Raw genomic sequence first — 15921 nt, 5'->3', positions numbered from 1 at the left:
ATCTTCACCATCCGTGTTTTGCGCACGGCGACTTACCAAATCGAACCAAGTTTGGAAATCTCTTTACATTCAATCATTTAGTCATGAACCCGCTCCAATAGCAGGCGAGTGTCCCTCACAAGTTTGCGATATTCTCGGCAACGCCTGTGAGAAAAGTCTCACAGGCGTTGCGGTCGACCGACTATTTGAGCTCAACACCGTTCAGCTTATCTGACCGCGGCAAGCGTCCATATTCGACAACTACGGTTGGACGAATCGCACTCGATCAAAGTCATGATGGTTTGTTAAACGTCAGTCCATCCGGCGCAACATCAACAACGATTGAATCGCCTTTGACAAAGCGGCCTGACAACATCAGCTGCGCCAGCGGATTTTCGACCAGTTGCTGAATCGCTCGACGCAATGGCCGCGCACCGAATACCGTGTCAGAACCGGCCTCAGCCAAGTGTTTCAGCGCTTCGTCAGTCAGGTTCATCGACATATCGTGATCTGCCAAACGACGCTTCAGGCGTTCAATCTGCAGTTCGGCGATATGGATGATGTGCTCCTGCTGCAGGGCGTGGAACACGACGACGTCATCAATGCGATTGATGAATTCCGGACGGAAAAATTTACCGATGACATCCATCAACATCGACTTCAATTCTTCGTGCGACTTGCCGGCATATTCCATGATCAAATCCGAACCGAGGTTCGAGGTCATGACCACAACCGTATTACGAAAATCGACGGTGCGGCCCTGGCCGTCAGTCAAGCGACCGTCCTCCAACACCTGCAACAATACGTTGAACACATCCGGATGGGCTTTTTCGACTTCATCGAACAGCACGACCGAGTACGGACGGCGACGTACGGCCTCAGTCAGATAACCACCTTCGTCGTAACCCACATATCCCGGAGGCGCGCCAATCAAACGGGCGACCGCATGCTTTTCCATGAATTCAGACATGTCGATACGGACAATCGCTTCCTCGGTATCGAACAGAAACGAGGCCAGCGATTTGCACAATTCGGTTTTACCGACGCCGGTTGGACCGAGGAACAAAAACGAACCGTTAGGTCTGTTCGGATCAGCAAGACCGGCGCGCGAACGTCGCACGGCATTGGCCACCGCATTGACGGCTTCATCCTGGCCAATGACACGCTGATGCAGCGCTTCTTCCATGCGCAGCAATTTGTCGCGCTCACCTTCGAGCATTTTCGAGACCGGAATACCAGTCCAGCGTGAAACAACGGTGGCAATTTCGGTATCGGAGACTTTATTGCGCAGCAGTTTCATGTGCTGCATTTCCGCTTGCGCGGCCATATCAAGTTTGCGCTCCAGCTCCGGAATGCGGCCGTACTGCAACTCTGACATCCGGGTCAAATCACCGGCGCGACGCGCCGTTTCCAGATCCTGGCGGGCACGCTCCAGATCGGCTTTGATCGATTTCGAACCTTGTACGGCGGCTTTCTCGGCGACCCAGACTTCATTCAACTCGGCAAATTCGCGCTCCAACTTCTTGATGTCATCTTCCAACGCTTCCAGGCGTTTACGAGCATTGGCGTCCGTTTCTTTTTTCAGCGCTTCGCGTTCGATTTTCAGCTGAATCAGTTTGCGTTCGAGCCGGTCCATTGATTCCGGTTTCGAGTCGATTTCCATGCGGATTTGGCTGGCGGCTTCGTCCATCAGATCAATGGCCTTATCAGGCAGTTGCCGATCGGAAATATAGCGATGCGACAACGTCGCGGCGGCGACAATGGCGTCATCGGTAATTTCCACGCCATGGTGCACTTCGTAACGTTCTTTCAAGCCGCGCAAAATAGCGATGGTGTCCTGCACCGTCGGTTCATCAACCAATACTTTCTGAAAGCGACGTTCGAGTGCGGCATCTTTCTCGACGTATTTGCGGTATTCATCGAGCGTTGTGGCGCCAACACAATGCAACTCACCGCGCGCCAGCGCCGGCTTGAGCATATTGCCGGCATCCATCGAGCCTTCGGCTTTGCCGGCACCGACCATCGTATGCAGTTCATCAATAAACAGAATGATCTGGCCTTCCTGTTTCGCCAGATCATTGAGCACCGCTTTCAGGCGCTCTTCGAACTCACCACGGAATTTCGCACCGGCAATCAGCGCGCCCATATCGAGCGACAGCACTCGTTTGCGCTTCAGCCCTTCCGGCACTTCGCCGTTGACGATGCGCTGGGCCAAGCCTTCGACAATCGCGGTTTTACCGACGCCGGGTTCGCCGATCAGCACCGGGTTGTTCTTGGTGCGACGCTGCAATACCTGAATGGTCCGGCGAATTTCATCGTCGCGACCAATGACCGGATCGAGCTTGCCCCGCTCGGCTCTCGCCGTTAAATCAATCGTGTATTTTTCCAAAGCCTGGCGATTTTCTTCGGCGTTCGGATCTTCGACTTTCTGGCCACCACGCACTTCATCAATAGCCTTTTCCAGCGCCTCTTTACGCAAACCCAGCTTGCGCAGTAAATCGCCGAGCGCACCTTTGTCGTCGGCCGCCGCGATCAGAAAAACATCGGAAGAGATGTAGGCGTCTTTGCGCTGCTGAGCCAGCTTGTCGCAGATATTCAGCAAACGGCCGGCATCATTCGACAGATGCACATCGCCTTCACTGCCGGACACTTTTGGCAAGCGGTCGAGCAATTCCGCCAGCTGTGAACGCAGCGAATTGATATTGACGCCAACCCGCTCCAGCAATAACCGAACGGTGCCGGTGTCCTGATTCAGCAGTGCCTGAAAAATATGGACGGGCTCGATCATCTGGTGATCGCGTCCGAGCGCAATCGATTGCGCATCCGCCAGCGCCAATTGCAGGTTGCTGGTCAGTCGATCCATACGCATGAGGATATCCTCGTAGGGAAGTTTATCTACGAGGAAAGATGTGGTTATTCCAGCGATATTTCAAGGCGGCGGCCCAGCAAAAGCTCGCCCAATTGTTGACGCATATCATGGTGCTCGGTGATTTCGGCATCGATCGTCGGCATCACTTTGACGTTGGCGTGGCTACGCAGAAACACCGAACTGACAACGGTACCGACGCCTTTCACGCCCTGCAGGCGCACCGGCACGATAGGGCAACGCGATAGCTGCGCCAGGCGCAGCACGCCTGGTTTGACCCGCGATTCCGGCTGGTCATCCAGATAAATGCGGCCATGCGGAAACAGCGCAATCACTTCGCCATTGCGCAACGCCCGCACTGCCGAGCGAAACGCGGCGTCAGTGCGGCCACCGCGATCGACCGGAATGCAACCGGCGGCGCGAAACAGCCAACGCAGCCCGAAGCGGTTGTATTCTTCTTCGGCGATCAGAAAGCGCAGCGGCCGGTTGCACATCGATATCAACAGGAACGGGTCAAGCCCGGACAGATGGTTGGCAGCCAGCAAAATCCCACCCTGCTCCGGCAGCTCGATACGGTCGCCGTCGAGCCGGTGATACCAGCGGGCAAACCAGCGTACCCAGCCATCGATGGCATTGGTCCACCACGAGCCCCAGTTCACTTCGTTGCGATGCAGGCCAAACGCCAGCCAAGCAGTAAACAAAGCTGCCGCTAACAACAACGCCATCAACGTTCAGGTGCTCCCATCCAAATCAAACTGGCTTGTCGGCCGGTGACGGCATCACGCCGGTAGGAAAAAAACCGCTCAGGATCGCTATAGGTGCAGAGACCGCCACCATAAACCGCCATAACGCCAGCAGCCTGAAGCCGCAGCCGAGCCAGTTGGAAAAGGTCGGCAAAATACCGATCACCTGCCCCTTTTTCAAACGCCGCTTCGGAAGCCACATCTTGGCCGATAAATGCCTGGCGAACTTCCGGCCCCACCTCAAAGGCCTTTGGGCCAATGGCCGGACCGAACCAGGCCATCAGATGTTCCGGACTGCCGGGGTAACTGGCGATGGTGTTCTCCAGCACGCCAGTTGCCAAGCCGCGCCAGCCGGCATGCGCGGCCGCCACCCAGGAACCTTTTTGATCGCAGAACAGCACCGGTAAACAATCAGCGGTCATGACGGCGCAGACCTGCCCGGTTGTTTCCGTGAAGGCGGCGTCAGCCTTTCGAGCCTCGCCCGGTAGACGAGCACAATCGCCCCCATGCACCTGCTGCAACCAATGTGGTTCGGCCGGCAGATTCAGCGCATCACGCAACCACCGCCGATTCTGCGCCACGTGCGTCGACTCGTCGCCAACATGCTCGGCCAAATTCAGGCCGGCAAAGGCGCCGGCACTGAATCCACCCAAACGGGTCGTGGCAAAAGCATGAACATTTGGCGGCGCCGGCCAGTCAGCGGCAATCAGCGAGGCAGAACGCTCGTTCATCAGTAATCTTTGTCTTCGCGATCTTTGCGTAGCAACGCCATCAGATTGACCATGTCTGACGGTAATGGCGCTTCCCATTCCATGAATTCGCCGGTCAATGGATGTTCCAGACCCAGGCGGGCCGCGTGCAGAGCCTGTCGGCGGAATTGTTTCAAGGCATCGACCACGGCCGGATCAGCCTTGGCCAACAGCTTCTGGCGGCCGCCATAAGTTGGGTCGCCTAACAGCGGAAAACCGGCGTGATTCATATGCACGCGGATTTGATGGGTGCGGCCGGTTTCCAGACGGCACTTGATATGGGTGTGAGCACGGAAACGCTCGACGACCCGGTAATGGGTGACCGCCTCGCGTCCCATTTCCTCGACAACGGCCATTTGTTGACGATTGCCGGGGTCGCGACCAATGGCAGCATCGACGGTGCCGCCGGCAATAACCAAGCCGTGCACGATGGCATCGTATTCACGCAAAAAGGCGCGCTTCGATAAGGCCCGAACCAACAGCGTATGGGTTTCCGGGGTACGGGCCACGACCAGCAGGCCGGAGGTGTCCTTGTCGATACGATGAACCAAGCCGGCACGCGGTAACAACTGCAGTTCCGGCGCGTGATGCAGCAAAGCATTGACCAGCGTGCCGTCACGATGACCGGGCGCCGGATGGACCACCAGACCGACTGGTTTATTGACGATCAGCATCGCTTCGTCTTCATAAACGACATCAAGGTCGAGGTCCTGGCCGACATCACCACTCTGCACTTCCAGCTGGGCGTCGATTTGGATTTGTTCGCCGCCCATCAGCTTTTCACGCGGTTTGTCGACCACCTGGCCATTGATGCGAACGCAACCTTCCTTAATCCACTCCTGCAGGCGCGAGCGGGAAAAATCCGGCAATTGGGCGGCCAGAAATACGTCTATTCGCTGACCAAACGCATCCGCCTCGGCGAAAAGTTCCCGAGAAATGCGTTCTTCTGTGTATTTTTTTGCCGAGGGCTCTGACATGGTGCGCTAACGGACCGGCTTCTATAGAATGGGCCGCTATTCTAGCAACCCAGCGAAGATTGGTCGCATGTTGATAAAGAAGTTTTCCGTTGTTGTTGTCCTCGCCGTCCTGATCCTGTCCGGCTGTGCCACCAGCCGCGAAGCGCACGAACAGCGCCGCAAAGAGCAATCCGCCCAGCAGCTTTACACCGAAGCGCAAAGCTCGATGAAAGTCGGCAATTGGCGCACTGCCGTGGAAAAACTGGAGCGCCTCGACTCGCTGTATCCGTTCGGAGCCTTCTCACAACAAGCCCAACTTGACCTGATTTACGCTTACTATCAGAACAACGACACTGAATCGGCCGTCAGCGCCGCCGACCGTTTCATTCGCCAAAATCCGCGCCATTCACACTTGGACTATGTCTATTTCATGAAAGGCTTGGTGCACTTCTATTCGGAACTGGGTTTTCTGCGCGAAGCCTTCGCGGCAGAACTCTCGCAGCGTGATGCCAGCACCGCCTCAAAAGCGTTTGGCGACTTTGCCGAGTTGATCAAGCGTTACCCAGACAGTCCCTACGCAGCCGATGCCCGGCAACGCATGGTTTACCTTCGCGATCGCCTGGCTGCGCACGAACTGCATGTTGCCGATTACTACATCAAGCGCGAAGCGTGGTTGGCCGCCGCCAACCGCGCCCGCAATGTCATCGAACATTTCCCAGGTGCGGCCAATACGCCGGAAGCACTGATTATCATGGTAGAAAGCTATGAAAAGCTCGGCATGACGGAGTTGGCCAACGAATCCCGCAAGGTGTTGGCGCACAATTATCCAAATCGTGTTGCCGACATCGACTAATCACCGATAATAAAAAAGCCCCGCATTGCGGGGCTTTTTTATTGCGGCGTTATTAACCGAGTTACCTCAACACGCGAATCGTAAACGGATAAGCCCAGACTTCACCGTTGGAAGCCTTCAATCCTCCAACGATGGCAAAAAGAATATTCAAAATCGCCAGTAGCCATAGCAGGATCACGCCAATACCAACGAAAACCAGAATCAGTGAAATGACGCCGTAAATAAACAGACTGATCAGCCAGTTGACAACATTCTTGCCATGTTGGTCCACCAGATAATGTTCATCCTTTTTCATCAGCCACATGACGATCGGCACAATCAGCCCGGCCAGCGGCACCGCATACCCGGCCAGAATACTGAAGTGGATGAACATACCCCATTGTTTTGCTTCGCTATCCAGCATGCAAATCTCCTGATTAACGCCTCATTGATGTTCGGATGAATTCAAATTCATCTACGTTTTAGGCCATTCATATTGTCCGGATAAATCCTGACCTACAAATGTAGGTGCGAATTTATTCGCACAAATACGCCACGAATCCTGTCAGGGCGTGCCCTGTAGAGACTTTCAGAAAAACTTCCCGACCTACGCCTCCGCCACCAACACCCGGTCTCGCAACCGAGAAATCTGGTCACGCAATTTCGCCGCCTCTTCAAATTCCAAATTGCGTGCATGGTCGTGCATTTTCTTTTCCAGCTGATTGATCGCTTTGACGAGCTCAGTGCCATGCAGATTATCGTAAGCTCCTCGCTTGTCGGCCACTTTCTTCATCCGCACCCGACCACCATCGCCGGTATCCATGACATCCGCCACTCGCTTCTTGATACCCTGCGGCGTGATGCCATGTTTCAGATTGAACTCGTGTTGGATGGTACGCCGGCGATTGGTTTCATCCATCGCTTTTTTCATCGAATCGGTAATGCGATCAGCATAGAGAATACACTTGCCGTTCAGGTTACGAGCAGCACGGCCGATGGTCTGAATCAAACTGCGCTCGGAACGTAGGAAGCCTTCTTTATCGGCATCGAGAATAGCGACCAATGACACCTCCGGAATATCCAGCCCTTCTCGCAACAGGTTGATACCAACCAACACATCGAAAGTGCCGAGACGTAAATCACGAATAATCTCCATACGTTCAACGGTGTCGACATCAGAATGCAGATAACGCACACGCACACCGTGCTCATTCAGATAATCAGTCAAATCCTCGGCCATACGTTTGGTCAACGTCGTCACCAACACGCGCTCACCGATCTCAACGCGCTTGCGCGCTTCCGACAACAAATCATCGACCTGGGTCGCGACCGGCCGCACCATGATTTCCGGGTCAATCAACCCCGTTGGCCGCACCAACTGTTCGACGACGGCACCGGCATGCTCTTTTTCATAGGGGCCGGGCGTAGCCGAAACGTAAACAGTTTGCCCGCAAAGCCGTTCAAACTCCTGAAATTTCAGTGGCCGGTTGTCGAGCGCCGACGGCAGGCGAAATCCATATTCAACCAGTGTTTCCTTGCGGGAACGGTCGCCTTTATACATCGCACCGATTTGCGGCACGGTCACGTGGGATTCATCAATGATGATCAGCGCATCCTTCGGTAAATATTCGATCAACGTCGGTGGCGGCTCACCGGGTTTTCGGCCAGACAAATAGCGGCTGTAATTCTCAATACCGGAGCAATATCCCAGCTCGACCATCATTTCCAAGTCGAAATTGGTCCGTTGCTCCAGGCGCTGCGCTTCCAGCAGCTTGTTGCTGTCGCGTAGCTCTTTCAAACGCACTTGCAGCTCGGCCTTGATGTGATCAACGGCTTCCAGCACCGTCGAACGAGCCGTGACGTAGTGTGATTTCGGGTAGAACGTGAAACGCGCAAGTTTGCGAATGACTTCGCCAGTCAAAGGGTCGAATTCCGTAATGGATTCAATTTCTTCATCGAAGAATTCCACACGCACGGCTTCTCTGTCGCTTTCGGCCGGAAACACGTCCAACACATCGCCGCGCAAACGAAAGGTACCGCGCTGCAGATCCAGATCGTTACGGGTGTATTGCATCTCGGCCAGACGCGACAACACATCACGCAAATTCATGATGTCGCCTCGTTTGATATGCAACACCATCGAGTGATAATTCTCCGGGTCACCCAAGCCGTAAATCGCCGAAACCGAGGCAACGATAATGGCGTCGCGTCGCTCCAGAATCGCCCGCGTTGCCGACAAACGCATTTGCTCGATGTGATCGTTGATGCTGGCGTCTTTCTCGATATAAGTATCGGTGGTCGGGACGTACGCTTCCGGCTGGTAATAGTCGTAATAGGAAACGAAGTATTCCACGGCATTATTCGGAAAAAAGTCCTTGAACTCGCCATAGAGCTGCGCGGCCAAAGTTTTGTTCGGTGCCAGCACCAGCGCTGGGCGCTGTAACTTTTCGATCACATTGGCCATCGTGAAGGTTTTGCCGGAGCCGGTTACCCCGAGCAATACTTGATGAGCCAGCCCCGCCTCGATACCGGAAACCAGCGACTCAATGGCTTTTGGCTGATCGCCAGCCGGTTTAAAACGCGTTGATATATGAAAATCTGCTGTCATGCCTTTGGACTCTTCAACTCTTCACGTAAAATCAGGAGCAAATCTCATCACTGAGCGCTTGATTGTGTCGATCAAACTTTCGAACCGAATTCAGAACGTCAAACCTTCCCCAACACTTGCAGTCGCCGCGCGCGCCGCAGAACTGAAAGCGCAAGGCCGCAATATTGTTGGGCTCGGCACTGGCGAGCCGGATTTCGATACCCCGGCCCATATCAAACAAGCCGCGATCGACGCCATTAATCGCGGTGAAACCAAGTACACCGCTGTGGGTGGAACGCCGGCACTGAAAGACGCCATCATAAACAAATTTGAGCGTGACAATGGCTTGAAGTACGGTCGTCGTCAGATTCTGGTTTCCAATGGCGGTAAGCAAAGCTTTTACAATCTTTGCCAAGCACTATTGAATCCTGGTGATGAAGTCATCATCCCGGCGCCGTACTGGGTCAGCTATCCGGATATGGTCATTCTGGCCGAGGGCGTACCCGTCATCCTGAATACTACGATCAAACAGAATCTGAAGGTTTCGCCGGCCCAGCTGGAAAAAGCCATTACCCCGAGAACCCGATTATTGGTTCTGAATAGCCCGTCGAACCCTTCCGGCATTGCCTACAACACGGAAGAACTGCGGGCGTTGGCCGAGGTGCTGTTGCGTAACCCGCACGTGTTGGTTGCAACCGATGACATGTATGAGCACATCATCTGGATCAGCGAAGGCTTCAAGAACATCCTGAACGTTTGCCCGGACCTCTACGACCGGACCATTGTGCTGAACGGTGTGTCGAAAGCCTATGCCATGACCGGCTGGCGCATCGGCTACTGCGCAGGTCCGGAAGACCTGATTGCCTCAATGGACACCGTGCAAAGCCAAAGCACCTCTAATCCCTGCTCCATCTCCCAAGCCGCTGCGATAGCCGCCCTCCGTGGCGACCAGAGCTGCATGGAGCCGATGGTCAAAGCCTTCAAAGAACGCCACGATTTTCTGGTCAATGCCCTGAACGACATCCCCGGCGTCAGCTGCCTGCAATCCGATGGCACGTTCTACGCCTTCCCCAATGTCGAAGGCCTGATCAAGAAGGTCAAAGGTATCAGCTCCGATTTGGAACTTGCTGAATACCTGATCAACGAGCATGACCTGGCGCTGGTACCAGGCTCTGCCTTTGGCGCCGAAGGTCATATGCGTCTGTCCTACGCGACATCGATGAAGGTTCTTGAAGAAGCAGCTCGGCGCCTGCGAGCAGCCGCAGAGAGCTGATTGGGTTTGCCGATAAGCCTCTTTGAAGTGCGAAAAACAAAGGGTTTACGACGCCACCGATAGGCGCTGCTAAGCCCTTAAATCTGAACGATTTTTAGCCTTCTCGACAAAGTTGCAGACAACCGTTGATTCCGCGCCACAAAGCCATTATCATGCGCGTCCTCTTGTGGAGCTTGCTTCCCAAGACCTTCAAAGTAGTTCTGATACGCCCGCTTAGCTCAGTTGGTTAGAGCATGCGACTGTTAATCGCAGGGTCGAAAGTTCAAGTCTTTCAGCGGGCGCCATTTTTCCTGTCAACCAATCTTCCCATTCAGCGTTTATTCATCGAATGACAGGCAGCATTCGAGCCCTAAACTGTGATGCCAATCACGATCAAATACGATATCATGCAGCGCCGCTGCAGGTTCAAACTCTGTACTACACTTACCCGTCACTGATCCGGAATGCAGGACCGCTCAGATGAGCTGAGGCAATTGTGGTGTTTGGCCAGGGAAGTTCGCTGCATTGGCGTCGTAAAAACGGATAGAACGATAGAAGCCAGAAAATGGGAAAACGCAAAAACCTAATCCAACTGTTAGACCGACTGCTTGAAACGCCCCGTCCGGTAAAACGAGGGATTTGCGTCACTTTGGATGCGTTTTTGCTGTTTGGTGCCTATCTCGGCGCCAAAGCACTGCGAATGGGGACATTGGAATTCCCTTCGACGCTGGAAGAATGGAGCGTCATTTCTACCACCATCGCCGTCAGCATTTTTATCTTTGCCCGCACGGGACTTTATCGAGCCATTCTGCGCCATCTTGCTCCACAAGCAATGACCACAGTATTACTGGGCGTCATGAGTTCAACCGTCACGCTTGTCGCGTTGAGTTTCTTCCTGCGTGCTGATATTCCTCGCACAGTGCCGGTCATCTACGCCGCCATTGCCCTGATCGCTATCGGCGGTACCCGCTACATGGTGCGAAACGTCATCATTGGCATGCAGCGATGGCAAAAGCAAAAGGTCATTATTTATGGCGCTGGCAATGCCGGTTCGCAATTGGCCAGCGCACTGCATTTCGGTCAGGAATACGAAGCGGTGGCATTTATCGATGACAACCCGAAATTGCATGGCAACACCGTGCAGGGTTTGACCGTTTATAACCCAAACCTTTTACACACCCTGATTCTGCGTTACGCACCGTCAAAAATTCTGTTGGCCATGCCCTCGGCCAGCCACGAAAAACGCCGCAAAATCCTGCAGCAACTCGAACCATTTCCGGTCAAGGTGCAAACCGTTGCAGGCATTTCTGATTTGGTTAGCGGCAAAGCCACTGTTGCAGAGCTTCGTGACATCGATGTCGAAGATTTACTCGGTCGCGATCCCATTGCGCCATCAACCGAATTGATGAGCAAAAACATCGAGGGCCGCGTGGTGTTGGTCAGCGGTGCTGGCGGTACCATCGGATCGGAGCTTTGTCGGCAGTTAATTCAATATGGTCCTGCCAAACTCGTATTATTTGAACAAAGCGAATACGCGCTGTACAACATCCATCGCGAACTGAGCCACACGCTCATTAAAGAGCATCTCGATATCGAAATCGTCGGCGTGTTAGGTAACGCCCAGAACCGCCGCCACGCGCTGAATGTGTTGAAAAAAAACAAGGTCTGCACGATCTATCACGCTGCAGCATACAAGCATGTGCCGATTCTTGAAGACAATATCTGCGAAGGCGTGCAGAACAACGTATTCGGCACCTGGCACTTGGCGCAAGCGGCTATCGAGGCGAAAGTCGAAAACTTTGTGCTGATTTCTTCCGATAAAGCAGTGCGCCCGACCAACCTGATGGGAGCTTCCAAACGTCTTGCGGAGCTTTGCCTGCAAGCCTTGGCCCAAGAGCAGCAAGTCACCCGCTTTATCAATGTCCGCTTTGGCAACGTACTTGGGTCCTCGGGATCTGTTGTTCCATTGTTCAAAGAACAAATTTCCCGTGGTGGTCCCGTCACCGTCACCCATCCGGAAGTGGTCCGTTACTTCATGACCATTCCGGAAGCGGCACAGCTAGTCATTCAAGCCGGCGCACTTGGCTCCGGAGGTGAAGTATTTGTGCTGGATATGGGCGAGCCAGTGAAAATTGCCGATCTTGCCAAACAAATGATTCACCTGTACGGCTTCAAAGAGAAAGACGATAACAATCCAAGTGGCGATATCGCCATTGTCTACACCGGATTGCGCCCTGGCGAAAAACTGTATGAAGAGTTGCTGATTGGTAACAACGTCGTCGGCACCGTGCATCCACGCATCATGAAAGCCAGAGAAATTTCACTACCATTCGCCGAGCTGCAAAAAGCATTGGATAATCTGAAGTCATTTTGTGCCCTGATTGATGAGCCGGGCATTACCAAGCTAATGCGAGATCTTCCTCTTGGCTATTCCGGGCAGGAAAGTGTCACGCAGAACCGGCAAGAAGCTCAAACATCGGCAATGCAAAGCGGCTAAGACGACTTCACCCGATCGCCTCGCCCCTTACCCAAAGCTGTCCAGAACAATAATTTAAAATACATTTTCAAACTGAAATGCTGAGTCATTTCCGCGTCAATTTTGGCAAGACGAACCGGATCCGACATATCCACGCCTTGAATTTGAGCTAGGCCGGTGATACCCGGTCTTACCTTGAATACGCCTCGCCGTTCCCGCTCACACACCAACTCGGTTTGACTGAATAAACAGGGCCGCGGACCAACCAGAGACATATCTCCAACAACAACGTTGAATAACTGAGGCAACTCATCGAGCTTGGTTCGACGCAGAAAGGCTCCCCACCTCGTCACCATACCCGCACTTGCCAAGTGTGAGGCCATGTCCGGCGTATCACGACGCATCGTGCGGAACTTAACGAGTGTGAAAGGTTTCTGATGCCGCCCTACCCGGCGTTGAAAAAAAAGCGGAGCACCCGTATCCCAAAGACCTGCAAACCACACCAAAATCAATAGCGGCATTGAAAAAATAAGAGCAACAACAGCGATCAAAAAATCGAGTACGCGAAGCATTGAAGCTTTCTCAGAACAATCTCAATCGTAGCATTCTAACGTGTAATGATTGATTTGTGAGCCGAAGCAAATCGCTAAGGCAATGGATTCCGATACCAGGTCGCCGTAGCCCGAAGCCCATCTTCAAAAGAATAGGGTGGTATCCAACCGAGCTCTCGCCGGATCTTAGAATCATCGATTTCAAATGAATTAAGTAGGCTTTGAGCTAGTTTTTCTCTTCGGAGCAATTTTGCTAAAAAGGTCAATACAGAAACAGGGAAATCAAACAGCCTAGCCCGTAAGCGCAACTCATGCGCAATGGACATTATGAGTTCAGGAGTGGATACGACACAACCATCTGACAACATATACGTTTGATTAACGCCAGCCGAATGCTGAATAGAGAGCATGATGGCATCAACCAGATTATCTATAAATATGAAGCTTCGCCTATTGCCTACTTTTCCAAGAGGTAAAGGAATGCCCCGTTCAACCAAGCCAAATAATTTTAGGAAATTCGGACCACCCGATGGTCCGTACACAATAGGAGGACGCAATATTACGACGTCCATTGAGCTGTGCCTAGCAAGATTAAACAACTCAATTTCAGCATCAGCCTTTGATTGCGCATAATCATCCTGAGGGGAGATTCGTGAAGACTCGGAATAGACGCCGCTCCCCCCTTCTCCTAGCACCTTGGCTGTGCTCAGTTGAACAAAACGACGTACTCCAGACACAACGCAGGTTTCTGCGAGATGCTTAGTAAAATCAACATTCACCCTTCTTAGCAGCGCAGCGTCAATGCCATTCACTGAGCTAGAGTTAATAGCCGCCAAGTGAACAACAGCATCAATTTTATTTTCACCTAAAATACTGGCTGTATCGGAAAGAGCTCTATCGAGCTTTTGGCTAGGCGATATTGGCTCTATGTCAGGTTGTCTGATGTAAACAGAATACCCTTTCGACCGAAGCGCGAGGACAACCTTGGCACCGATAAAGCCAGTTGCCCCCGTCACCAATACACTTTTTACCATATCACTCCGAAATAGAAGGTAGTCGCCCGAAGTGCTTAGCCATATAGCGAGCCATGCTTTTCAAATGCCAAAGTGCATATCGAAAATTTTTCCGACTTGCACGCCGGGCATCATGAACAACACTTACGAGAGGGCAAACTTTAACCATAAGCCCAAACTGCCAGGCGCGAACACAAATATCGACATCCTCGTAATACAGGAAAAAGCTTTTGTCAAATCCACCGAGTCTAGAAAACGAATCTCGCGTAAACAACATAAACATTCCTGCAACCCAATCAACTATTACAGCATCGTGCTTTTCGGCAAGAGAAACATTACCTTTGTCACCGAAAATCAATTTTCGAATTAACGAACCAAAAGTCGGGAAATTACGAGCACTATCCTCATCAACACCCAACCTAGAAACTACTCTTGGCGCCACAATTCCAACGCCATCCGACGAGCAAACAGCGAACAACTCAGGAAAAGGATCTTTATCAAATGAAACATCAGGATTCATCACGCAAAAAAACTCACCTTCCGCAAAAGCGAAAGCGAAGTTATGATTCTCAGAAAAGCCTTTTGCCGACTCATTACAAATCACCATCAAACGTTCGGAGTCTGGCAACTCAATCTTTTCTGGAACATTCTTTGTTAAAACGATTTTTCTGACAGAAGGCAACTCTAGCAACGAATTGACGAGTCTCAAAACCATGTCACCGTGCAAATGGCTGACAATCGAAACCGTAACACCATCGGACATAGTCACCTCACACGTTACGCGCAATAAAACATAATGGCGAAAATCCACCAAACGATGCCGAGCACGTGATATTAACCCTCATTCATTAACAAATGATACCTGAGGCGTCAAAGCGTGCATTCCAGTTATTCCGCTCACGAAACACCTGTAATTCGCACTGTTCCACTCTGTAGACTAAAATTTCATTGGCACTCTTTCCGCCTAAAAAATTTTTTCCGTCAAAAATAAAGGTTCCGCTCTCTGCTTCACGATACTTCATTTCACCAAAACGGCTGCTCACAATCGGAATCCCTAGAGCCTTATATTCATAATATTTAATTGGATCAACGGCCTTTGTTAAGTCGGTATCGAGGAAGGGAATCAAACCCACATCAAATTTAGAAACGAGTCTCATTGCCTCCTCGTGCGCTACAGCCGGAAGTAAATCAACATTATTCGGCAGGTTTGGCGCCCCTCCAAAAACTGGCCCAATAAGCTGAAACCGGGCAAAATCAAACAAACGAGTTAACTTAAACAACCACTCCCAGTCAAACCATTTTCCAATCGTACCAATGTATCCGAAGATGGGTCTCTCCAGATCCGAGTCTCCCACCCTCTCAACTAAATACCTTGCATCGAAAGCATTTTTTACTAGGCTGGATGAAATTCCAAATGCCTCGAACCGCTGGTTAAGATATGTACTAGATGAGACAACTGCATCGACGAAGGAGAGCAATGAGCTTTCGCGTTTTGCCATCGATACTTTTGATATTCCGGTATAGAACGCTGGAAAGTTATCCATACAGTCATATAGTGAGAAGCTATGTAATCCAAGTGAAAGAAACCTCAACGCCAACTCAGATGGTTTACCAATTACAACAACTGTATCGGATTTATCCGCAAACTTTTTAAGCTCTGAAATTGTTTCCCGCCAGAACAGCGTATTCACCCTACTAAGTAAGGGAACTGGCTCAAGAGGTAAAACGTTGGGCATGATCCTCTTCAACCATTCCGGCAATGCATTGCGAGTGTCAGTGAATGATTTCCTATTGAATAGCGAAAAAAAATCGTCAAATTGAGGAAGTCTCGTCGGATAGGGCTCAACCCATAGAACATCGCAACCGGTACGCTGCTGATACCATTCCACAAACTTATGTGGTCGTTGAGCGAAACTA

General features: G+C 52.0%; 13 protein-coding genes and 1 tRNA gene. 4 read left to right on the top strand and 10 right to left on the bottom strand.

Features of this window, described 5'->3' with window-relative positions; translation table 11 throughout:
* Positions 1–271 precede the first annotated feature (271 nt).
* From clpB to rluD, 4 genes are read right to left on the bottom strand one after another with little or no spacing between them, the layout of a single operon-like run.
* The gene (clpB, locus tag E2H98_RS17480; RefSeq protein ID WP_133586991.1) at positions 272–2848 is read right to left on the bottom strand and encodes an ATP-dependent chaperone ClpB; all 2577 of its coding nucleotides are present in this window, start codon (positions 2846–2848) and stop codon (positions 272–274) included.
* A gap of 44 nt (positions 2849–2892) precedes the next feature.
* Positions 2893–3570, bottom strand: coding sequence for a lysophospholipid acyltransferase family protein (locus E2H98_RS17475; protein WP_133586990.1), 678 nt, complete (start codon positions 3568–3570; stop codon positions 2893–2895).
* Positions 3570–4319 carry a peptidoglycan editing factor PgeF gene (gene pgeF, locus E2H98_RS17470; RefSeq protein ID WP_133586989.1) on the bottom strand — a complete coding sequence of 250 codons (750 nt, stop codon included), beginning with the start codon at positions 4317–4319 and terminating at the stop codon, positions 3570–3572. Before pgeF ends, E2H98_RS17475 begins: the two co-directional genes overlap by 1 nt.
* A complete protein-coding gene (rluD, locus tag E2H98_RS17465; protein WP_133586988.1) occupies positions 4319–5314 on the bottom strand; it encodes a 23S rRNA pseudouridine(1911/1915/1917) synthase RluD in 996 nt (331 codons plus the stop codon). The genes pgeF and rluD overlap by 1 nt, the downstream gene beginning before the upstream one ends.
* Positions 5315–5381: 67 nt before the next feature.
* Between rluD and E2H98_RS17460 the strand changes: the two genes are divergently transcribed.
* Positions 5382–6146 carry an outer membrane protein assembly factor BamD gene (locus E2H98_RS17460; RefSeq protein WP_157591442.1) on the top strand — a complete coding sequence of 255 codons (765 nt, stop codon included), beginning with the start codon at positions 5382–5384 and terminating at the stop codon, positions 6144–6146.
* Between the two features lie 61 nt (positions 6147–6207).
* Here the strand turns inward: E2H98_RS17460 and E2H98_RS17455 are convergent, their stop codons facing one another.
* Positions 6208–6549 (bottom strand): DUF4870 domain-containing protein, encoded by a 342-nt coding sequence (locus E2H98_RS17455; protein WP_133586986.1) that lies wholly within the window; start codon positions 6547–6549, stop codon positions 6208–6210.
* 183 nt (positions 6550–6732) lie between these two features.
* A complete protein-coding gene (uvrB, locus tag E2H98_RS17450) occupies positions 6733–8733 on the bottom strand; it encodes an excinuclease ABC subunit UvrB (protein WP_133586985.1) in 2001 nt (666 codons plus the stop codon).
* Between the two features lie 61 nt (positions 8734–8794).
* Between uvrB and E2H98_RS17445 the strand changes: the two genes are divergently transcribed.
* The 3 genes from E2H98_RS17445 (at position 8795) to E2H98_RS17435 (ending at position 12461) form a co-directional block, all read left to right on the top strand.
* Positions 8795–9985, top strand: coding sequence for a pyridoxal phosphate-dependent aminotransferase (locus E2H98_RS17445; RefSeq protein WP_408634854.1), 1191 nt, complete (start codon positions 8795–8797; stop codon positions 9983–9985).
* 207 nt (positions 9986–10192) lie between these two features.
* Positions 10193–10269 (top strand) — tRNA-Asn (locus E2H98_RS17440).
* Between the two features lie 344 nt (positions 10270–10613).
* Positions 10614–12461: a polysaccharide biosynthesis protein gene (locus tag E2H98_RS17435; protein ID WP_232475429.1), complete on the top strand. Its 1848-nt coding sequence runs from the start codon at positions 10614–10616 to the stop codon at positions 12459–12461.
* Here E2H98_RS17435 and E2H98_RS17430 read toward each other — a convergent pair.
* The 4 genes from E2H98_RS17430 to E2H98_RS17415 form a co-directional block, all read right to left on the bottom strand.
* Positions 12458–13012: a sugar transferase gene (locus E2H98_RS17430; RefSeq protein WP_133586982.1), complete on the bottom strand. Its 555-nt coding sequence runs from the start codon at positions 13010–13012 to the stop codon at positions 12458–12460. The genes E2H98_RS17435 and E2H98_RS17430 overlap by 4 nt on opposite strands.
* 74 nt (positions 13013–13086) lie before the next feature.
* A complete protein-coding gene (locus tag E2H98_RS17425) occupies positions 13087–14025 on the bottom strand; it encodes an NAD-dependent epimerase/dehydratase family protein (protein WP_133586981.1) in 939 nt (312 codons plus the stop codon).
* A gap of 1 nt (position 14026) precedes the next feature.
* Entirely contained in the window at positions 14027–14767 is a 741-nt protein-coding gene (locus E2H98_RS17420) for a glycosyltransferase family 2 protein (protein ID WP_133586980.1), read from the bottom strand.
* 85 nt (positions 14768–14852) lie between these two features.
* Complete coding sequence (locus E2H98_RS17415) at positions 14853–15740, bottom strand: glycosyltransferase family protein (RefSeq protein WP_133586979.1); 888 nt, start codon at positions 15738–15740, stop codon at positions 14853–14855.
* Positions 15741–15921 lie beyond the last annotated feature (181 nt).

The sequence above is a fragment of the Permianibacter aggregans genome (genome assembly GCF_009756665.1).
GTDB lineage: Bacteria > Pseudomonadota > Gammaproteobacteria > Enterobacterales > Permianibacteraceae > Permianibacter > Permianibacter aggregans.
The sequence above is the reverse complement of the archived record's forward strand: the minus strand, read 5'-3'. Positions and strand labels throughout refer to the sequence as shown.